The organism is Arthrobacter sp. SAFR-023 (genome assembly GCF_051965295.1).
Taxonomy (GTDB): domain Bacteria; phylum Actinomycetota; class Actinomycetes; order Actinomycetales; family Micrococcaceae; genus Arthrobacter.
The window spans coordinates 110,398-129,714 of the sequence record NZ_JBQCMF010000016.1 but is presented as its reverse complement, the minus strand read 5'-3'; the positions used below and the strand labels follow the sequence as shown (position 1 = coordinate 129,714).

At 67.4% G+C, this 19,317-nt stretch carries 16 protein-coding genes and 1 pseudogene; 7 read left to right on the top strand and 10 right to left on the bottom strand.

Annotation, left to right across the window (positions count from 1 at the left end; translation table 11 throughout):
• Positions 1 to 246 (top strand): hypothetical protein (locus ACTHQX_RS17370; RefSeq protein WP_440158330.1); only part of this gene is annotated, 246 nt, incomplete at its 5' end.
• A gap of 67 nt (positions 247 to 313) precedes the next feature.
• Here the strand turns inward: ACTHQX_RS17370 and ACTHQX_RS17365 are convergent.
• Positions 314 to 499, bottom strand: coding sequence for a YegP family protein (locus ACTHQX_RS17365; protein ID WP_102974445.1), 186 nt, complete (start codon positions 497 to 499; stop codon positions 314 to 316).
• A 141-nt stretch (positions 500 to 640) separates the two neighbouring features.
• On the opposite strand from ACTHQX_RS17365, the gene nboR reads away from it, so the two are divergent.
• Positions 641 to 1,261 (top strand): nicotine blue oxidoreductase, encoded by a 621-nt coding sequence (gene nboR / locus ACTHQX_RS17360; protein WP_440158331.1) that lies wholly within the window; start codon positions 641 to 643, stop codon positions 1,259 to 1,261.
• 17 nt (positions 1,262 to 1,278) lie between these two features.
• On the opposite strand, the gene ACTHQX_RS17355 is transcribed toward nboR, so the two are convergent.
• The 7 genes and pseudogenes from ACTHQX_RS17355 to ACTHQX_RS17325 all read right to left on the bottom strand — a co-directional run bounded on the left by ACTHQX_RS17355 (position 1,279) and on the right by ACTHQX_RS17325 (position 10,373).
• Entirely contained in the window at positions 1,279 to 1,929 is a 651-nt protein-coding gene (locus tag ACTHQX_RS17355; RefSeq protein WP_440158332.1) for a uracil-DNA glycosylase, read from the bottom strand.
• 98 nt (positions 1,930 to 2,027) lie between these two features.
• A complete protein-coding gene (locus tag ACTHQX_RS17350) occupies positions 2,028 to 3,008 on the bottom strand; it encodes an aldo/keto reductase (protein ID WP_440158333.1) in 981 nt (326 codons plus the stop codon).
• 57 nt (positions 3,009 to 3,065) lie between these two features.
• Positions 3,066 to 5,921 carry a molybdopterin-dependent oxidoreductase gene (locus ACTHQX_RS17345; RefSeq protein WP_440158334.1) on the bottom strand — a complete coding sequence of 952 codons (2,856 nt, stop codon included), beginning with the start codon at positions 5,919 to 5,921 and terminating at the stop codon, positions 3,066 to 3,068.
• Between the two features lie 2 nt (positions 5,922 to 5,923).
• Positions 5,924 to 6,883 (bottom strand): FAD binding domain-containing protein, encoded by a 960-nt coding sequence (locus ACTHQX_RS17340; RefSeq protein ID WP_440158335.1) that lies wholly within the window; start codon positions 6,881 to 6,883, stop codon positions 5,924 to 5,926.
• Positions 6,874 to 8,124: an XdhC family protein gene (locus ACTHQX_RS17335; protein ID WP_440158336.1), complete on the bottom strand. Its 1,251-nt coding sequence runs from the start codon at positions 8,122 to 8,124 to the stop codon at positions 6,874 to 6,876. Before ACTHQX_RS17335 ends, ACTHQX_RS17340 begins: the two co-directional genes overlap by 10 nt.
• Positions 8,125 to 8,305: 181 nt before the next feature.
• Positions 8,306 to 9,872, bottom strand: a pseudogene (locus ACTHQX_RS17330) (NCS2 family permease).
• A gap of 6 nt (positions 9,873 to 9,878) precedes the next feature.
• Entirely contained in the window at positions 9,879 to 10,373 is a 495-nt protein-coding gene (locus ACTHQX_RS17325) for a nucleoside deaminase (RefSeq protein ID WP_440158337.1), read from the bottom strand.
• Positions 10,374 to 10,801: 428 nt separating this feature from the next.
• Here ACTHQX_RS17325 and ACTHQX_RS17320 point away from each other — a divergent pair, with 428 nt between their 5' ends.
• The gene (locus ACTHQX_RS17320; protein WP_440158338.1) at positions 10,802 to 12,190 is read left to right on the top strand and encodes an 8-oxoguanine deaminase; all 1,389 of its coding nucleotides are present in this window, start codon (positions 10,802 to 10,804) and stop codon (positions 12,188 to 12,190) included.
• A gap of 112 nt (positions 12,191 to 12,302) precedes the next feature.
• Positions 12,303 to 13,547, top strand: coding sequence for a non-homologous end-joining DNA ligase (gene ligD, locus ACTHQX_RS17315; RefSeq protein ID WP_440158339.1), 1,245 nt, complete (start codon positions 12,303 to 12,305; stop codon positions 13,545 to 13,547).
• 8 nt (positions 13,548 to 13,555) lie between these two features.
• On the opposite strand, the gene ACTHQX_RS17310 is transcribed toward ligD, so the two are convergent.
• Positions 13,556 to 13,726 (bottom strand): hypothetical protein, encoded by a 171-nt coding sequence (locus tag ACTHQX_RS17310; RefSeq protein ID WP_236805095.1) that lies wholly within the window; start codon positions 13,724 to 13,726, stop codon positions 13,556 to 13,558.
• A 379-nt stretch (positions 13,727 to 14,105) separates the two neighbouring features.
• On the opposite strand from ACTHQX_RS17310, the gene pucL reads away from it, so the two are divergent.
• Positions 14,106 to 15,014: a factor-independent urate hydroxylase gene (gene pucL / locus ACTHQX_RS17305; RefSeq protein WP_440158340.1), complete on the top strand. Its 909-nt coding sequence runs from the start codon at positions 14,106 to 14,108 to the stop codon at positions 15,012 to 15,014.
• A gap of 255 nt (positions 15,015 to 15,269) precedes the next feature.
• Positions 15,270 to 16,751: a nucleobase:cation symporter-2 family protein gene (locus ACTHQX_RS17300; RefSeq protein WP_440158341.1), complete on the top strand. Its 1,482-nt coding sequence runs from the start codon at positions 15,270 to 15,272 to the stop codon at positions 16,749 to 16,751.
• Positions 16,752 to 16,860: 109 nt separating this feature from the next.
• Here the strand turns inward: ACTHQX_RS17300 and ACTHQX_RS17295 are convergent, their stop codons facing one another.
• A complete protein-coding gene (locus tag ACTHQX_RS17295) occupies positions 16,861 to 17,616 on the bottom strand; it encodes an IclR family transcriptional regulator (RefSeq protein WP_111904951.1) in 756 nt (251 codons plus the stop codon).
• A gap of 212 nt (positions 17,617 to 17,828) precedes the next feature.
• Between ACTHQX_RS17295 and ACTHQX_RS17290 the strand changes: the two genes are divergently transcribed.
• A complete protein-coding gene (locus ACTHQX_RS17290; protein WP_440158342.1) occupies positions 17,829 to 19,313 on the top strand; it encodes an NAD-dependent malic enzyme in 1,485 nt (494 codons plus the stop codon).
• The last annotated feature ends 4 nt before the right edge of the window (positions 19,314 to 19,317 follow it).

The following is a 19,317-nucleotide window of genomic DNA, read 5'->3' as shown; positions in this document are numbered from 1 at the left end:
CAGATCCGGCAGTTCATCCCGAACGAGTTCGCCACCCTCGGCGCCGACGGCTTCGGCTTCTCCGACACCCGCGCCGCCGCCCGCCGCTACTTCAAGAACGACACCCACTCCATCGTCGTCAAAACCCTCCAGCTGCTCGCGGCGAGGGGCGAGGTGCAGGAGGGCGCGCCGTCGTACGCCATGGACCGCTACAAACTCCTGGACGTCACGGCGGGAACAACAGGAGGAGCCGGCGGCGACGCCTAGCACCACACAAAAACGACGGCGGCCCTCACCTGATGGTGGGGGCCGCCGTCGTGCTTCTTTGGGTCAGTCAGGGACGCCTGCGGTCGACAACGAAGCCGGTTGCTGCGCTCTCGCGGACCGCCGTGATTCCGGCAGTGACGGCCTTGATGTTGGAAAAGCTGGGCGAAACTGCCACCACGGTTCCGTCATCGGCCGTCAGCCTGAACCGGTATTGCCCTGCGCCTGCTGTCTCGATTACGAATGTGCCTGCCATAGATGCTCCTTCCGACAACTGCACCGTTGCAGCCGCCATTACGACCCCCAATTGCCAACACGACATATCCGACGTTAGCCGCCATTCACTGGACAAACCACCCCTACTACCGGGTAGTCTTTGCGCCTTAAGGTAGTAAGCATGGTTTCCATCCTTCCGTCCACCACAGGTGTGCTGCTGTCAGCGGGGGCCGGCACCCGCTTGGGCCGCGGCCCGAAAGCCCTGCTTCCGTTCCGGGGCCGCACCCTCGTGGAGGTCCTGGCCGACGTGCTGCTCGACGGCGGCTGCCGCGAGGTTGTGGTGGTGCTGGGCGCTGGCGCCGCGGACGTCGCCGGGAGGACGGACCTGGCCCGGCACATCGTGGTGGAAAACCCGGAGTGGGCCAGCGGAATGGGCAGTTCGTTCCAGGCAGGAATCAATCGCGCGCGGCACGAAGACCACGTTCTGGTGGCGCTCGTGGACCAGCCGGGGCTTACGGCGGACACTGTCGCCAGACTCCTCCGGGCGCACCAGCCGGGCAGGGTGACGGCCGCCGCGTACACCGGTGCTGGAGGGAAACTCCGGCGCGGACACCCGCTGCTGCTCGATACAACGCTGCGGGCCCGCGCCGCCGAATCTGCAAAGGGCGACGCCGGTGCCCGGCTCTTCCTGCAGGCCCACCCGGAGCTGCTCGACCTGGTGGACTGCACTCTGCCACCGGGTTCAGGCCAGTCCGGCGGCGAAGACCTCGATACCCCGGACCAGCTGCACCTGCTGGGCTAGTTCGCGCCTGGCGGGTCCTACTGGACCATCCCCGCCGCGAGAAGTTCCTGCAGTCCCTGTTTGAAGCGGGCTCTTCCGCCGTGGGCCGGATGCCTGATTTTCGGCACGTCCAGGCCGCTGCGGCGGAGGCTGGTGTGCGCCACGTTGCCCACGGCCACCACGGTTTCGACGGGAAAGATCCCTGTCAGGGCCTGCCAGAACGTGGTGCCGAGCGCCGCTTCCGCGGGTGTTGGAGTGCGGTTAGACAGCGGCCGTCCCGGCACATGCGTGTGCCAGGGGCAGGCACTCCACAGCAGAGGGAGGAAGTCGAGCTCGGCCAGGACCTCCCACATCACCGTGGCGGTGGGCTCGGCGGCGACGCCGGCAGCCTCCGGCGGCAGCGCGTACCCCGTGCCGGAACCGAACATGCCGAAGGAATTGGCCGGCCCCTGGAACATGGTGCGGTTGGTGAAGGGAACACCGGTAATCCGCATGCCCCGGAAGCCCGGCGCCTCCCCCACCAGGAGCACCCTCGGTGCCCGGTCCAGCATGTCCCCCAGATAGGCCGCCAGGTTCTGCCGGCGCACAGCGTTAGCGGGAACCGAGTGGTCGAAGAAGTTGTTGCAGCCCGGCGGCGTTTTGACGGCCCCGAGCCGGTCTATGAAGTCCTCGATCAACGATGAGGTCATTCGCCCGCCTCCCTTCAGCCCCTGGATCAAAGCAACGCGGGGTCAGATATTGCCCTATGAAGGCCCCTCATTGGGCGCTAAGTGACCCCGCGTTGCATTTACCAGCGGGGGTGGACGGCCTCGCGGAAGTAGTGGTCGTAGATCCAGCGCACGCCTTCGTCGAATTCCGGGCTGAGCACAGTTGCGGCCGCAGCGGCGTTGGCACGGGCCTGCTCCACCGAACGGGCGCCGGGAATGACCGATGTAACGCCGTCCTGCACGGCGACCCACGCGATCGCGGCCTGCGCCGTTCCCGCTCCGGAAGGTACCAGCTGCTGGAATTCGGCCACTGCCTTGAGCCCCAGCTCGTAGTCCACTCCGGAGAAGGTCTCGCCGACGTCGAAGGCGTTCCCGGCGCGGTTGTAGTTGCGGTGGTCGTCCTCGGCGAAGACAGTGTCCTTGGTGTACTTCCCGGACAGCAGGCCGGAGGCGAGCGGAACGCGGGCGATGATGCCCACGCCGGCGGCCTTCGCGGCCGGGAGCACCTCCTCCAACGGCTTGAGCCGGAAGGCGTTCAGGATGATCTGCACGGATGCGGTGCCCTCGTGGCGCAGGGCTTCGAGGGCTTCATCGGTCCGCTCCACGCTGACGCCGTAGTTCTTGATGGCGCCCTCGGCAACGAGGGTGTCCAGGGCGTCGTACACTTCGGCCCGGCTGTACACCGCGGTGGGCGGGCAGTGCAGCTGGACCAGGTCCAGGGCGTCGGTCCGAAGATTGCGGCGCGAACGGTCCACCCACTCGCGGAAGTTGGCGAGGTTGTAGTTCTCCGGGCGCTGCTCCAGCCGGCGGCCCATCTTCGTGGCCACCGTGATGCCTGTGCCCGGGTTGTCGGCGAGGAAGGCTCCGATGGCCTGCTCGCTGCGGCCGTCCCCGTAGACGTCCGCCGTGTCGAAGAAGGTCACGCCGGCTTCGGCAGACGCCGCAAGGATGGCCTGCGCATGTGCCGGGTCAACGTTGCCCCAGTCCGCGCCGAGCTGCCATGTTCCCAGTCCAACGACTGAAACGTTCCGTCCGGTCTTGCCTAAGATGCGCTGTTCCATCCCCCGACTATATGTTGCCGGGCCCACGCGGGCTCACTTCGCGCGCCCCGACGCGGTTCATGGGGCGCAAAGTGACTCCGCGTTGCCTGGACCAGCAGGAACGCTGGAAGGAACGAGTCCCGCCTCCTTCAGCCCCAGGTAGATCTTGTCCCGGGCGATGGGCAACTCGGCGAACCGCACGCCGGTGGCATTCCGGATGGCATTGGCGAGCGCCGGTGCCACAGGGTTGAAGGGGCTTTCGCTCATGGACTTGGCCCCGAGTGGTCCCAGGGAATCGTTGGTGTCGGCGAAGTACACCTCGCTGCGCGGCACGTCCGCGAAGGAGGGGATGTGGTACTGCCGGAGGATGTCCGTGGTGACCCTGCCGACGTCGTCCACGCGGACCTCCTCGTACAGTGCGGCACCCAGCGCCTGGGCGATTCCGCCCTCGATCTGGCCCCGACACTGCCGCGGGTTCACCACGACGCCGGCGTCCGCCGCCTGCACGCTCTGCAGGATCCGCAGCTCACCCGTCCCGGTGTTCACGGCCACGCGGAAGCCGTGGACGTTGAAGGCCACCGAGCGCGGCGTTCCGCCCCAGCGCCCCTCCGCCTCGAGTTCGACGCCGGCCTGCCGGGCTGCGGCGAACAGTTCAGTGAGCGCCACCCTGGTTCCCTCGCAGACGACGGCGTCCCCGTCGAGCACGCAGCCGGAGGACTGGATCTGCCGGACGCCGGCGGCGAAGGCCCGGATCCGGACGGCCAGTTCCTCGGCCGCGGCGAGTGTTGCCTTGCCGGCCACCACCGTCCCGGCCGAACCGAAGGCGCCGGTGTCGTGCTCGATCAGGTCGGTGTCGGACTGCCGGACGGCGACCCGCGCGGCCACCGTGGACAGCGCCGTCGCCGCCAGCTGCGCGTGCACCGTGGTGGTGCCGTTGCCGAATTCGGCGGTTCCGACGTCGGCGGCGTACGTTCCGTCGGCCAGGAGCCGGAGCCTGGAATGGGCGAAGTGGCCCCGCGGCGGAACGGTGTCGATCATGGACAGCGCCGTGCCCTCCCCCGTCACCCAGTCCGGCCCCAGGTCATCCAGCCCGGCGGCCCGGTATCGCTCCCGGCCGCGTTCCAGTGCGTCCTGCACCAGGCGGGTGCACTGGTCCAGCCCGTAGCTGCCGTAATGGACGTCCTCCTCCGGTTCGGAGTGCGTGGAGAGCATGTCGTCGCCCTCGCGGACCATGTTGCGGCGGCGGAACTCCAGCGGGTCCATGCCGATGCCCGCGGCGAGTTCGTCCACGGCCGATTCGATGGCGAAGATCATCTGGCTGAGTCCGTAGCCGCGGAAGGCACCGGAGGGCACGGTGTTGGTGTAGACGGCGAGCGCGTCCACCTTCTTGTTGGCGCACTTGTAGACGGCCAGGGATTCGCCGCAACCGTGGAACATGACCCCTGGGGCGTGGTTGCCGTAAGCCCCAGTATTGGTGAGGACATCCAGTTGCAGCGCCGTGAGCCTGCCGTCACTGCTGGCGCCGGCCCTGAGCTTGATCGTGAACGGGTGCCGCGTGGTGCTTGCGATGAACTGCTCGGTCCGGGTGAACTCCAGCTGCACGGGCCGGCGCAGTTTCAGGGCCGCGAGCGCGGCGATGTCCTCCGTCAGGACCTCCTGCTTTCCGCCGAAGCCGCCGCCCACCCGGCCGGCCACCACGTGGACCTGGTCCTCCGGCAGCCCGAACACGCGGCAGAGCGTCCGGCGCACCAGGAACGGAACCTGGCTGGACGTGCGCACCTGCAGCCGGCCGTCGTCGTCAAGGAAGGCGATCGCAGCGTGGGTTTCCAGCGCCACGTGCTGGACCCGCTGGGTGCGGTAGGTCTGCTCATGGATGAAGTCAGCCGCCGCGAAGCCGCCGCTGACGCTGCCGAGTTCGGAGTGCAGCTCGGCAACGATGTTCCGCTCCGGCTGGGAGATCCGCGCCGTACCGGCATCCTTGTCCCCGTGCACTGCGGGAGCGCCGGGCCGGATGGCGTCCTGCGGGGTGAACACCGCTGCGAGCTCCTCGTATTCAACCCGGACAGCGCGGACGCCCGCTTCCGCCGCCCCCACCGATTCGGCGACGACGGCGGCCACCCGCTGGCCGCGGAACCTCACCACGGTGTCCAGCAGCCGGGTGTCATCGGGATCGTCGGTGTAGAGCTCGTGCTGGGCGCTGGAGTACAGCTGGTCCGGGGCGTCCTCGGCCGTAAGCACGGCCACGACTCCCGGCACCTCCATGGCAGCCGCGGTATCGATGGACAGGACCCGGGCGTGCGCATGCGGCGAGCGCACGAGTTTCATGTGCAGCAGGCCGGGCAGCGCCTCGGCCGGGACGTCCAGCGTGTAGCGCGCCTGCCCTGTGACCACCGCGCGGCTGGCCGGGGCCGGAACGTCGTCGCCCAGCCGGCCGGGCTCCGGGGCGGGCTGCCCCTCGCCGGCGATTCCCGAGCCGGGGCCTTCCGGGGCCGGGTGGCCTTCGTGGCCGCAGACGGCGTCCGCGATGGCCCGGTACCCGGTGCACCGGCACAGGTTTCCCTTCAGGTTGCGCGGCAGGTTGTCCTTCTGCGCGTCGTCGAAGGTGGCGGCCGTCATCACCATGCCCGCGGTGCAGAAGCCGCACTGGAAGCCCTGGCGGTCCAGGAACTGCTGCTGCATGGGGTGCAGGTCAGCTCCCTCGCTCGTGCCTGCGAGGCCTTCGATGGTGGTGACGGCATGGCCTTCCGCGCGCACGGCCGGGTAGATGCAGCTGTGCACCGGGGTGCCGTCAACGTGCACGGTGCAGGCACCGCAGTCGCCGCCGTCGCAGCCCTTCTTCACGCCGAAGTTGCCCTGCTCCCTGAGGAACGTCCGCAGGCACTGGCCTGGCCGCGGCTGCGCCTCTACCGGCGCGCCGTTGATTTCCATGGCCATGCTCAGGCCCCTCTCTTCGTCTGCCTGGTTGGCTGCGTCTCTGTCGGCTGCAGTGACTTTTGCGGTGGCCAGAAGTCGCCGGACACTGCTGCCGGCGCTCCTGCCTGCATGCCCAGTTCTGCCCGGATTTCCTCGGCCAGGCGGTGCGTCATGTCGCGGCGCCACGCGGGCAGCCCGTGGATGTCGTCGTGGTACAGGGCCACCGGGATGGCGGCCTCGAGTTCGTCCGCCAGCTCCGGCGCGTCCGGCAGCGCGCCGAACCGCAGCTGCACGGGCCGTTTGGTGGCGGCGGTGACGGTGAGCGTGAACGGGCCGCCGCCGTCGAGCCTTCCGATCAGCAGCACCCCCGACCTGCCGAGGTTGCTCAGCGAGAGCCGGCGGAACGCCACCCGGGAGGACAGTGCCGACGCCGGCAGGCTGACGCTGCGGAGCAGCTCGCCGGGTGCCAGGGCGTTTTGCCCGTCCCCGGTGACGAAGTCAGCCACCGGCAGTTCCCGGCGGGAGCCTCCCGGGCCGAGGACCGTGGCCGTGGCGTCCAGCCCGACGCACAGCGAGATCATGGGCCCGGCGGGCAGGGATGTGCACAGGTTGCCGCCCACGGTGGACATGTTCCAGACCTTGAAGGACGCCACGAAGGAGTCGCAGCAGGGCCGGATCAGGTCCAGGCCGGGCCAGTCGTTCGTTGCGGTGCCTTCTTCGGCCCCCTCTCCGGACATCTTGTCCGGGAGCGCGTACAGTTCGGCGACGGTGCAGGTGGCGGCGAGCTTGATGCCGTTGGCCGTCACCGTGACCGGTTGCCAGCCGGCGGAGCCGAGGTCCAGCAGGCGCCGCAAGGGCTCGGGGCCGAATGCGGTGCTGCCGTAGGAAAAGAGGACGGTGCCGCCCGCGAGCCAGGCGTCGCCCTCGCGCCAGTCGGCGGGGTCGGTGGTGCGGACCACCGCCTCGATGGTGTTCATGTCCATGCGATCTCCTCGGATGCGGGAAGGGAATGGATGGGACCGCTGCCGTCCCGCAATGGAGGGCAAGTGGCGGAACCGGTGCGCGCCGCGATCAGCTCGGCGGTGATGGAGACCGCCACTTCCGCCGGTGTGACGGCGCCGAGATCCAGGCCGATGGGCGAATGCAGCCGGGCCAGCCGCTCCGGTGCGACGCCTGCCGCAAGCAGCCCGTCGATGCGCTGCCGGTGACTGCGGCGCGAGCCCAGCGCGCCGACGAAGGCTACGTCCAGCCCCAGTGCTTCCTGCAACAGCGGAATGTCGAACTTGGGGTCGTGGGTGAGGACGCAGATGACCGTGCGGGAATCGATCCGCCCCGCGGCGGCTTCCGCGGCGAGGTACCGGTGGGGCCAGTCGGTGGCCACCTCGTCCGCTGCGGCGAAGCGCTCCTGCGCTGCGAACGCCGGCCGGGCGTCGCACAGCGTGACGCGGTAGCCGAGCAGCTTGGCGGCCGGCACCAGGGCGGCGCCGAAGTCGTTGGCGCCAAACACCAGCAGCCGTGCCTGCGGCAGCCGGCTTTCCACCAGCAGGGTCACGGGCTCCGTCGACGTCGCCCCACCCTCTGTACCGTGGGCGCCCCGGCCAGAAAGGCCGCAGCCCTCCGGCGGCGCCAGCCGGACCAGCCCCGTCCGGCCGCCGCGCAGCAGCGGTTCGAGCTGGGCCGCGGCAGCACGGAGTGCTTCCCGCCTGGCCTCTGGGCTCAGGTTCAGAGCGTCCAGCCCAAGCAGTGCGGCGAGCTCCGCCGATTCCGCAATCCCAAAAGTGCCCGGATCAGGGATCACGAGGGCGGCGGGCAGTTCAGTCCCGGCGTCGACGCGTCGTATCAGCGCCAGCGGCCGGTTGAAGTCCCCGCCCGCGAACTTCCGGAGGGTCCCGAGCCCGGCGGCGCTGCCGTCCAGGGGCTGAATATGGACCTCCAGCTCACCGCCGCAGGTGAGCCCGACGGCGAACGCGTCCTCGCGGCTGAAGCCAAATGCTTCAAGGCGGGTGCCGCCGTCGGCCATCACTTCCAGCGCAGAGGCAACCACTGCACCCTCAACACAGCCGCCGGAGAGGCTGCCGAGGATCTCGCCCGACTCGGACACCAGCATGGAGGTCCCGGGCGGGCGCGGCACGGAGCCGCTGGCCGTGATGATGGTGGCGACGGCGCAGCGCTCGCCGGACGCCGCCGGGCGCCAGCCGGCCAGAGAAGGCATCAGATCCAGCATGGCAGCACTCCTTCTTCCCGTGCGATGGTGCCCATTCTCGTTCCTATCCTTGGTAGTGGAAAGCATTCGACGCCGGTCCGGCCCAGCGACGCGCAAACGGTCCGGGGATGCGCGGATTCCCGTGTCCTCCGGCCATTTGCGCGTCGCGGGGCGTTTTCCGCGTCGCCAGTCGTGCGGGGTCCTACGCCCCGAGCAGCGCGCTGACGGGACCCCGCGCGAAGTAGACCACGAAGCCCACGGTCACCACCCACATCAGGGGGTGGATCTTCTTCGCCTTGCCCGAGGCTGCGCCGATCACGGCCCAGCTCACGAAGCCCACGCCGATCCCGTTGGCGATCGAGTAGCTCAGCGGCATGGTGACGATCGTCAGGAACGCCGGCAGCGCCACCGCGAACTTCGTGAACTTGATTTCGCGGATCTGCGCCATCATCATCGCGCCCACCACCACCAGGGCGGCGGCTGCCACCTCGAGCGGCACCACGCTGGTGAGCGGGGTGAGGAACATGGAGCCCAGGAACAGCGCGCCGGTGACCACCGAGGCGAGCCCGGTGCGCGCCCCCTCGCCGATCCCCGCAGCGGAGTCGATGTACACCGTGTTCGAGGAACCCGACGTGGCGCCGCCGACGACCGCGCCCACGCCTTCGACGATGAAGGCGGACTTGAGCCGGGGGAACGTGCCGTCCTTGTGCGCCACGCCTGCGCTCTTCGCGAGCCCGGTCATGGTGCCCATCGCGTCGAAGAAGTTGGTGAACACGAGCGTGAACACCAGCATCGTCGCGGCGAGTCCGCCAATCCGGCCGAAGGCACCGAACAGGTCGAACTGCCCCACGAGGCCAAGGTCCGGCGCGGAGACCAGATGGCCGGACAGCACCGGCGTGTTCAGGTGCCATCCGCCGGGGTTGGTGTCGCTGGCGGGACCGATGTGCAGAACGGCCTCGACGACGGCGGCCAGCACGGTGGTGGCCACGATGCCGATGAGCAGGCCGCCCTGGACCTTCCGTGCCACCAGAATGCCCATAACCAGCAGCCCTACGATGAACACCATGGTGGGGATGGAGGTGATGGAGCCGTTGTCGCCGAGCTGGACGGGGGGCCCGCCCAACGGTGGCCTTGACGAAGCCCGAGTCCACGAAGCCGATGAAGGCGATGAACAGGCCGATGCCCACCGTGATGGCGGCCTTCAGTTCCTTGGGCACGGCCCGGAAGATCGCGGTCCGCGCGCCGGTGACACCGAACAGGACGATCAGGATGCCGTTGATGACCACCAGGCCCATGGCCTCGGCCCAGGTGACTTCCTGGATCACCGCCACCGCGAGGAAGGAGTTGATGCCCAGTCCCGCGGCCAGGCCGAACGGAAGGTTGGCGATCAGGCCGAACGCGATGGTCATGACGCCGGCTGTCAGCCCGGTGACCGCGCCCACCTGCGCCGCCGAAAGCCAGCCGCCGGCGACGTCTGTCGGGGCGTTGTCCGCGCTGAAGCCGCCGAGGATCAGCGGATTGAGGATGACGATGTAGGCCATTGTGAAGAAGGTGACCAGTCCGCCCCGCACCTCGCGGGCCACGGTGGAACCGCGCCGGGTGATGTGGAAGAAGCGGTCGAGGAACGAGTTCGACGCCGGGGGCCTGGGGCTGCCGCCCCGCTGCGTTCTGCCGGTTGCCGGGTTCTTTTCCAGTGCCGCTGTCTGCCCTGCACCTTGAAGTGCAGCCTGCTGTTCAGCGGTATTGTCCAGGATTGTCATGTCAGCCACCGGGCCCTAGTAGTCAATCCTGGAGTCGAGCGTGTTCCAGGTGTTGAAGGGTTCCAAGATGGCGGGGGCTGCGGGGTGGCCGAGCTCGAGCTTGGAGACCGGCATCAGGGTGTGGCGGTCCTCGCTGTCGAAGTACTCGTAGAAGACGGCGTCGTCGAAGCCCACGGAGGCGGCATCGTGCCGGTCCGCGGCGAAGACCACGCGGTCGATTCGGGCCCACAGCGCCGAGGCGAGGCACATGGGGCATGGCTCGCAGCTGCTGTAGAGGGTGGCTCCGCGGAGGTCGAAGGTGCCAAGGCCGCTGCACGCGCGGCGGATGGCCGTGACCTCGGCGTGGGCGGTGGGATCGTTGTCGGCGGTGACCCGGTTGACGCCGTCGAACGCCTGACCGTCGGCGGTGACGATCACGGCGCCGAACGGGCCGCCGCTGTTCAGGACGTTGGCGGTTGCCAACCGGATGGACCTGGCCAGGTATGCCTCGGCCGTGACGGTGGTACTCATGATGCGACTCCCTTTGCTGTGGAAGCCGGTACCCCGCGACGGAACGGAAAGGACCAAGTGCGACGGTTACCAGGCTTCAGCATGTGCTTTTGAAGGTTAAGTTGCGCCTGGTAGATAGCTTCCCGGGAGACCGGGTGCCCGCCTTTGGCAACTCGAGATTAGCACCGGAATGTGGCCCGCGCCATAGTTTTCTGGAAACTTAATTTCGCAATGTGAAATCTGTGTTTCCGACGGCTCACGGCTGGCTGCTTCGGACCACCGATTCATGGCCGGTCACAAACCGCGCCCATTGACCGCCCTCCCGCGCCCGCCCTACGCTGGTGCCGACTCGCCGCCCGCGCGTCACGTTACAGGACAGCATGTCCCCTGGATCAGCAGACAGGACCACTGAGCTGGAAAGTATCAGCACGCTCAGACAAGGACCCCTCATGCCCCAGCCCTTCAGCCTTCCGTCAACGCACCCCGCCGCCGAATCCCGGCTCTGGATCAAGAACCCCCTGGCAGCCTTCACCGCCAACGGCCTCGACGCGTCGGGCGGCCTTGTGGTCAGCGGCGGCAGGATTGTGGAGGTCCTTGGCGCGGGACAGGCGCCCTCCGCTCCCTGCCAGCAAACCTTCGACGCCGGGAGCCACGTCGTGCTGCCCGGCCTGATCAACACCCATCACCACTTCTACCAAACGCTCACGCGCGCCTGGGGCCCGGTGGCCAACGCACCCCTGTTCCCCTGGCTGCAGAACCTGTACCCGGTCTGGGCCAGGCTGACCCCGCGGGACCTTGAACTCGCAGCCACCGTGGCCCTCGCCGAACTGCTGCTCTCCGGCTGCACCACCGCCGCCGACCACCACTACCTTTTCCCCGCAGGCATGGAGGACGCCGTCGACGTCGAAGTCGGCGCCGTCCGGCGCCTGGGCATGCGGGCCACGCTGACCCGGGGCTCCATGACGTTGGGAGAGGACGACGGCGGGCTGCCGCCGCAGTCGACGGTGCAGGCGCCGGAGACCGTGCTGTCCGACAGCGAACGGCTCATCCGCGAGTACCATGAGCGCGGCGACGGCGCCGTCATCCAGATTGCTCTGGCACCCTGCTCGCCGTTTTCCGTCACCAAGGAGATCATGGCCGAGAGCGCCGCAATGGCGGAGCGGCATGACGTCCGGCTGCACACACATCTCGCGGAGACCCTCGACGAGGAGCAGTTCTGCCTCGAGACGTTCGGGCTGCGCACCGTGGACTATCTGAACAGTGTGGGCTGGCTGACTGACAGGACGTGGCTGGGCCACGGCATCCACTTCAGCGACGCCGAAATCGCCCGGCTGGGTGCGGCGGGAACCGCCGTCGCCCACTGCCCGACGTCGAACATGCGCCTCGCGTCCGGCACCGCCCGGGTGCTCGAACTGGAGGAAGCGGGAGTGCCCGTGGGGCTGGGAGTGGACGGATCGGCGTCGAACGATGCGTCCAACATGATTCTCGAGGCGCGGCAGGCACTGTACCTGCAGCGGCTGCGCTACGGCGCGCACGTGCCGGTGGAGCGGGCACTGGGCTGGGCGACGCGGGGATCCGCGGCCGTTCTGGGCCGGCCTGACCTGGGCCAGCTGGCGCCCGGGATGCAGGCGGACCTGGCCCTGTTCCGGCTGGACGGCCTGCGGTTCTCCGGTAGCCATGATCCCCTCGCCGCCCTGCTGCTGTGCGCCGCCGACCGCGCGGACCGGGTAATGGTGGGCGGGCAATGGCGCGTGATCGACGGGCAAATTCCGGGACTGGACGTGGCCGGCCTGGTTGCCGAGCATTCGGCGGCGGCGCGGCGGCTGGTGAACGGCTGACACCCCACCGATCCCTAGCCGGTTCGACGGTTCCCTGCCCACACGACGCTGCGAATCGTCGAGTGGGCAGGGAACCATCGAAACGGGGCCGGTCAACTGCTAGCGTGGCGGCATGACTCCGTCGAAGACGCCGGCCGAGATCCTGGACATTGCCGGCACCGAGGTCCCCATCTCGAGTCCGGACAAGGTGGTGTTTCCGGAGCCAGGGCTGACGAAGCTCGATCTGGTGCGCTATTACCTGACGGTCGCGGATGGCGCGCTGCGGGGTGCCGGCGGAAGGCCGATGGTGCTCAAGCGCTTCCCGAAGGGCATTGACGCGGAGCCGTTCTTCCAAAAGCGCGTGCCCGATAACCACCCGGACTTCATTGACACCACGACGCTGCACTACGCGTCGGGAACCTCGGCGGAGGAGGCCGTCATCCGGGACGCGGCGGGCCTGGCGTGGGTGGTGAACCTCGGCTGCCTCGACCTCAACCCGCATCCGGTGCGCGCCGAGGACCTCGAGCACCCCGACGAGCTGCGGGTGGACCTGGATCCCATGCCGGGGGTCGACTGGTCACAGATCGTGGATGTCGCGTACGTGGCGCGGGAGGTGCTCGACGACGTCGGGCTCGTGGGCTGGCCGAAAACGAGCGGGTCGCGGGGACTCCACATTCTGGTGCGCATCGCGCCGCAGTGGTCTTACCGGGACGTTCGGCTCGCTGCCGAGACCCTGGCCCGTGAGGTCGAAAACCGCGCCCCCGGTCTGGCCACCGCGCGGTGGTGGAAGGAGGAGCGCGGCGAGAGTGTGTTCGTCGACTTCAACCAGAACGCCAAGGACCGCACCGTGGCATCGGCGTACTCAATCCGGCCGCTGCCCGACGCCCGGGTCTCGACGCCGCTCACCTGGGACGAGGTCCGCTCCGCCAGGCCGGAACAGTTCACGGTTCTCACAGTGCCGGAGCGCTTCGCCGCGGTGGGCGACCCCCACGCCGGCATCGACTACGCCATCGGCAGGCTCGATGGGCTTCTCGCTCTGGCTGCCGAGCTCGGCCCCGCCGAGAAGGCGCCGCGCGGGGGCAACGGCTCAGGCCGCCGGCAGTCGGTGATGCCGCTCATTGAGGTGGCCCGCACAAGGACCAAGCCGGAGGCACTTCAGGCGCTCGACGAATGGAAGTCCCGGCATGCGGACGTGGTCCCTGCGCTGCATCCCGCTGATGTACTGGTGGACGGAATGCGCGGGTCGAGTTCGCTCTGGTACAGGGTGCGGGTGAACCTGCAGCATGTCCCCGAAGCGGAGCGTCCCTCCCAGGAGGAGCTCATCGCCGACTACGACCCGTGGGCCGGCAAGGAGTGGCCGGGCCGCCCGGGGTCCTGACGGCCCTGCTACCGCCGGCCGAAGACCGGAAGCGCCCGCAGCCAGCGCGACAGGCCGCCGGAACGCCGGTCGCAGTCGGCCGGGATGTAGAAGTCGGGATCTGTGGCGCCGAACGGCAGGTACAGCTCCTGGCCGGGCGCCGGGAATTCCGCGACGTTGTTCTGATCCTGCGAGTCCATCTGTTCCTCCTCGTTTCTTGCGCTTATCCGTTCCATCGTTTTTTCGTAGAGCGGAAATATGTTTCTGATATGTGAAATCTTAGGGAGTACCCAGGGACGCCGTCAAGACCCTCCCGACCCGGCCCTCCGCCGTCGTCGGTCACAATCTGTTTTTTAAACTTGTGATGTACACCACCGGCATGCTGCGCTACGCTTTAAGTCAATTCGTGGCGCACGTCACGTAACCTGGGAGCAGCAGGCAGGGTCGTAATGAGCTGGCATCACAACTGATGTCGGCTCATTTTTTGTTTGGGTCGACGCCACACGAAATGCGTGGGAAACACGCACTTAATTTCTATGTGGGACTTTCGTTCCACCTACGGGAAGTTGGGAACAGACCATGAGCAACAAGATCGTCCTCGGCCACAACCAGTACGGCAAGGCCGAAGTCCGCGTCGTCAAGATCACCCGCGACACCGACCGCCACGAGATCGAGGACCTGAACGTCACCTCGCAGCTCCGCGGTGACTTTGAGGCCGCCCACCTCGAGGGCGACAACGCCCATGTGGTGGCCACCGACACCCAGAAGAACACCATCTACGCCTTTGCCCGCGAAGGTGTCGGCTCCCCCGAGGCATTCCTGCTGCGCCTCGGCGAGCACTTCACCTCCAGCTTCGACTGGGTCACCGGCGGCCGCTGGGAAGCGGAGTCCTACGCCTGGGAACGCATCCAGGCGCACGGCAGCGGGCACGACCACTCCTTCGTCCGCAAGGGCCAGGAAGTCCGCACCGCCGTCCTGGTCCGGGACGGGGCTGCCACCCATCTGATCTCCGGGCTTAAGGACCTGACCGTCCTGAAGTCCACGCAGTCCGGCTTCGTCGGGTACCCGAAGGACAAGTACACCACCCTGCAGGAGACCAACGACCGCATTCTGGCCACCGACGTCTCGGCCCGCTGGCGCTTCAAGGCCGGCACGGATTTCAGCTCGCTGGACTTCAACAAGAGCTACGACGACGTCAAGAGCCTCCTGCTTGAGGGCTTCACCCAGAACTACTCTCACGCCCTCCAGCAGACCCTGTTCGACATGGGGGCCAAGGTCCTGGAAGCCCACAGCGAGATCGAGGAAATCAAGTTCTCGATGCCCAACAAGCACCACTTCCTCGTGGACCTCTCGCCGTTCGGGCTCGACAACCCCAACGAGGTCTTCTTCGCGGCCGATCGCCCGTACGGACTCATCGAGGCAACCGTCCTGCGCGACGACGCCGAAGCAGCAGACGCCGCCTGGTCAGGCATCGCCGGCTTCTGCTAAACGAAACCCCGGTGATTGAGCCTGTCGAAATCCTCCGGTCTCGACAGGCTCGACCACCGGGCTCGGCCGGCCCCGCATCACCACAAAGGTCCCGAGTTTTTGTCCAGATATGGCGACTTAAACACCGCTCGGCCCCAAATAAGTGGACAAAAACTCCAAGCCACCGGGACTGCAGGCCCCACCACAAGTCTCAAATTGTTAGCCAGACATTGTTAGCCAGACGAAGGCGTCTGCCATGAACCAAGAAAGTCTGCCATGAACATCACCAAGAAAAGCCGCCCAGCGGCAACCCGCCCGGAAGATCAGCGCCTCTCGATCGGCAGCACTTTCGCCTACGGGTTCCAGCACGTCCTCACCATGTACGGCGGCATCATCGCCCCGCCCCTCATCATCGGCGCCGCGGCCGGCATGTCATCCCAGGACATCGGCCTGCTGATTGCCGCCTGCCTTTTCGTCGGCGGCCTGGCCACCATCCTGCAGACCGTCGGCATCCGCTTCTTCGGCTCCCAGCTCCCGCTGGTCCAGGGCGTCTCCTTCGCCGGCGTCTCCACTATGGTGGCGATTGTCCACGGCGGTGGCGGAATCCAGTCGGTCTTCGGTTCCGTGATTGCGGCCTCGCTGATCGGGCTGCTCATCACCCCGCTGTTCTCCCGGATCATCAAGTTCTTCCCGCCGGTTGTCACCGGCACGGTGATCACCACCATCGGCCTCACGCTGATGCCGGTGGCCGCCAACTGGGCGATGGGCGGCAACAAGGCGGCCCCGAACTACGGCAGCATGGCCAACATCGGCCTGGCCGCCGCCACCATGGCGATCGTCCTCCTGCTGAGCAAGGTGGGCAACGCCGCCATCTCAAGGCTGTCCATCCTCCTCGCGATGGTTCTGGGGACCCTGATCGCCTTCGCCTTTGGCATGGCCGACTTTTCCAAGGTGGGCACGGGCGAGATTGTCGCGTTCCCCACCCCGTTCGCCTTCGGTCCGCCAACGTTCGAGATCGCAGCCATCATCTCCATGCTGATCGTTATCCTGGTGACGCTCACCGAGACCTCGGCGGACATCATCGCGGTGGGCGAGATCGTGGGCACCAAGGTCGATTCCAAGCGGATCGGCAACGGCCTGCGGGCTGACATGCTCTCCAGCGCCATCTCCCCGCTGTTCAACTCCTTCACCCAGAGCGCCTTTGCCCAGAACGTCGGCCTGGTAGCCATCACCGGCGTCAAGAGCCGGTTCGTCGTCAGCGCCGGCGGCCTCATCCTCGTCATTCTCGGCCTCCTCCCTGTCCTTGGCCGGGTGGTCGCGGCGGTGCCGACGCCCGTCCTGGGCGGTGCCGGCGTCGTACTCTTTGGAACCGTTGCCGCCAGCGGCATCCGGACGCTCTCCAAGGTGGAGTACCGCAACAACATGAACCTGATCATCGTGGCCGCATCCATCGGGTTCGGCATGATCCCGATCGCGGCACCGTCGTTCTACGACCAGTTCCCGTCCTGGTTCAGCACCATTTTCCACTCCGGCATCAGCTCGGCCGCGGTCATGGCCATCCTGCTGAACCTGCTCTTCAACCACCTCAAGGCGGGCAATTCGGAGAACCAGTCAGTGTTCGTGGCGGGCACCGGACGCGTCGTCCAGGAAGACGACCTCAAGTGCCTCGCCGACGGCGACCGGTTCGAAGGCGGGAAACTGATCGACTGCGACGGCAAGGAAGTCCCCATCCAGGCGTCATCCAAGTCCGAGCACTAGCAACCGCGAACAAGCAGGTAATGCCCTCAAATCCGGGATTTGAGGGCATTACCTGCACGTTCGCGCTGTATTGAAGAACGACGGCGGGACGTCGGTGCGGGAATGGGGGTCAGTTTTGGTTGAGCTCGTCCGAGATGGCCTGGGCTGCTTCGCGGAGGAGCGGCACGGCGCGGTCGGCGAAGGACTGGTCCACGCGGGAGACCGGCCCGGAGACGGAGATGGCGGTGGGCGTCGGAGCGTTCGGTACGGCCATGGCGAAGCAGCGCACGCCGAGCTCCTGCTCCTCCTCGTCGATCGAGTAGCCGCGTTCCCGGATCCGATTCAGGTCCGCGATCAGGGAATCGAAGTCGCCAATGCTCTTGGCCGTGGGCGTGGGCATGCCGGTGCGGGTCACGATGCCGCGCACCACCTCGTCGTCCAGCTGCGCGAGGATGGCCTTGCCGACGCCGGTGTCGTGGGTATGGGCGCGGCGGCCCACCTCGGTGAACATGCGCATCGAGTGCAGCGACGGCACCTGGGCCACGTATATCACCATGTCCGAGTCCAGCACGGCCATGTTCGAGGTCTCCCCCAGCCGGTCCACAAGGGACTTCAGCTGCGGCCGCGCCAGGGCACCGAGCTGCTTGTTGGCGCCTTCGCCGAGCCGGATCAGCCGCGGGCCGAGGGCGTAGCGGCGGTTGGGCAGCTGGCGGATGTACCCCAGCGCCACGAGCGTGCGCAGCAGCCGGTGGATCGTCGGCAGGGGCAAATCGGTGGAGGAGGAGAGCTCGCTGAGCGTGACGTCGCCGCCGGCGTCGGTGATCAGTTCCAAAAGTTCAAAGACGCGCTCAACGGACTGCACGCCTCCGGAGGCCTTCTCAGCCATGTAGCACTCTCCTGTTGTCTTGAATACGACAACTCTTATCCGCATCGTGAAAAAAGTTGCTTAGACAGCCAAAGATACAGCACGCCTGCTGGGTGCGTCGATGAAACCACCAAGGGCTTGTATTTCCATAAAGTAGATAATAATATCCATAATACGAAAACATTCACGAGAGCAGCCCACCTCAGCGATGGGCCCAATCAGGAGGACATTCAATGGCGAACCCGAGCCCCGGAAACTCAATCACCCTGCGCGTGGAGGCACCTTCGAGCTTCACAGCCACCAGCGAGCTCGCGGCAGCCGTCGGCGCCGCCGGAGCGGCGATCACCGCGCTGGACGTCACCGAGTCCCACCACGAGACGCTGGTTGTTGACGTCACCTGCAACACCACTGACCAGGACCACGCGGAGCGCGTGAAGGATGCGCTCAACGCGCTCGACGGCGTCACCGTGCGCAACGTCTCGGACCGCACCTTCCTGATGCACCTCGGCGGCAAGCTCGAAGTGGTGCCGAAGGTTGCACTGCGCAACCGCGACGACCTCTCCCGCGCCTACACCCCCGGCGTCGCCCGCGTCTGCCTTGCCATCGCGGAAAACCCCGACGCCGCCCGGAACCTCACGGTCAAGCGGAACACGATCGCCGTGGTCACCGACGGCTCGGCCGTCCTGGGCCTCGGCAACATCGGCCCCGCAGCCGCGCTTCCCGTCATGGAGGGCAAGGCCGCACTGTTCAAGCAGTTCGCCAACGTCGATGCCTGGCCCGTCTGCCTGGACACCCAGGACACCGAGGAGATCATCAAGATCGTCAAGGCCCTGGCGCCCGTCTACGGCGGCGTGAACCTCGAGGACATCGCGGCCCCGCGCTGCTTCGAAATCGAAAACCGGCTCCGCGAGGAACTGGACATCCCGGTCTTCCACGACGACCAGCACGGCACCGCCATCGTCACGCTCGCCGCCCTGGTCAACGCCCTGCGCGTCGTGGGCAAGAAACTCTCCGAGGTGAAAATCGTGGTCTCCGGCGTCGGCGCCGCCGGCTCCGCGATCATCCAGCTCCTGAAGGCCCAGGGCGCGCAGCACATCATCGCCGCCGGCCGCTCCGGCGCCATCCACTCGGGTGAGAAGTACGACGACGAGCACCGCACCTGGATTGCCGCGAACACCAACGTGGAAGGCTTCGACGGCACGCTGCACGAGGCCCTCAAGGGTGCCGACGTCTTCATCGGCGTGAGCGCCCCGCATGTGATCGGCGAGGAGCAGGTTGCCTCGATGGCGGACAAAGCCATCGTCTTCGCCATGGCCAACCCGACGCCGGAAATCGACCCGACAGTGGCCTCCAAGCACGCAGCCGTCGTCGCCACCGGCCGCAGCGACTTCCCGAACCAGATCAACAACGTCCTGGCCTTCCCGGGCTTCTTCCGCGGGCTGCTGGACGCCGGGGCATCGGACATCACGCCGGAGATGCTGGTGGCTGCCGCCGAGGCGATCGCCAACCGGGTTGCTGACGACGAGCTCAACGCCAGCTACATCATCCCCAGCGTCTTCGACCCCCACGTTGCCGCCGACGTCGCTTCTGCGGTAGCAAACGCAGCCGCCGCGGCCCACGCCGCAGCAGGTACTGGCATCGCGAAGGCAACAGCGGAAGACTCAACAGAAGAAGCAGCTTCTGCTGCGGCAGACACAGCAGCTCTCGCCAACGCCTGAATCA

Excerpts from the sequence above, each read along its gene's own strand:
- ACTHQX_RS17345 (WP_440158334.1), bottom strand. The coding sequence starts at position 5,921 with ATGGCCATGGAAATCAACGGCGCGCCGGTAGAGGCGCAGCCGCGGCCA.
- ACTHQX_RS17300 (WP_440158341.1), top strand. The coding sequence starts at position 15,270 with ATGAACATCACCAAGAAAAGCCGCCCAGCGGCAACCCGCCCGGAAGAT.
- nboR (WP_440158331.1), top strand. The coding sequence starts at position 641 with ATGGTTTCCATCCTTCCGTCCACCACAGGTGTGCTGCTGTCAGCGGGG.
- ACTHQX_RS17340 (WP_440158335.1), bottom strand. The coding sequence starts at position 6,883 with ATGGACATGAACACCATCGAGGCGGTGGTCCGCACCACCGACCCCGCC.
- ACTHQX_RS17355 (WP_440158332.1), bottom strand. The coding sequence starts at position 1,929 with ATGACCTCATCGTTGATCGAGGACTTCATAGACCGGCTCGGGGCCGTC.
- ACTHQX_RS17335 (WP_440158336.1), bottom strand. The coding sequence starts at position 8,124 with ATGCTGGATCTGATGCCTTCTCTGGCCGGCTGGCGCCCGGCGGCGTCC.
- ACTHQX_RS17310 (WP_236805095.1), bottom strand. The coding sequence starts at position 13,726 with ATGGACTCGCAGGATCAGAACAACGTCGCGGAATTCCCGGCGCCCGGC.
- ACTHQX_RS17350 (WP_440158333.1), bottom strand. The coding sequence starts at position 3,008 with ATGGAACAGCGCATCTTAGGCAAGACCGGACGGAACGTTTCAGTCGTT.
- ACTHQX_RS17290 (WP_440158342.1), top strand. The coding sequence starts at position 17,829 with ATGGCGAACCCGAGCCCCGGAAACTCAATCACCCTGCGCGTGGAGGCA.
- ACTHQX_RS17365 (WP_102974445.1), bottom strand. The coding sequence starts at position 499 with ATGGCAGGCACATTCGTAATCGAGACAGCAGGCGCAGGGCAATACCGG.
- ACTHQX_RS17295 (WP_111904951.1), bottom strand. The coding sequence starts at position 17,616 with ATGGCTGAGAAGGCCTCCGGAGGCGTGCAGTCCGTTGAGCGCGTCTTT.
- ACTHQX_RS17325 (WP_440158337.1), bottom strand. The coding sequence starts at position 10,373 with ATGAGTACCACCGTCACGGCCGAGGCATACCTGGCCAGGTCCATCCGG.
- ACTHQX_RS17320 (WP_440158338.1), top strand. The coding sequence starts at position 10,802 with ATGCCCCAGCCCTTCAGCCTTCCGTCAACGCACCCCGCCGCCGAATCC.
- pucL (WP_440158340.1), top strand. The coding sequence starts at position 14,106 with ATGAGCAACAAGATCGTCCTCGGCCACAACCAGTACGGCAAGGCCGAA.
- ligD (WP_440158339.1), top strand. The coding sequence starts at position 12,303 with ATGACTCCGTCGAAGACGCCGGCCGAGATCCTGGACATTGCCGGCACC.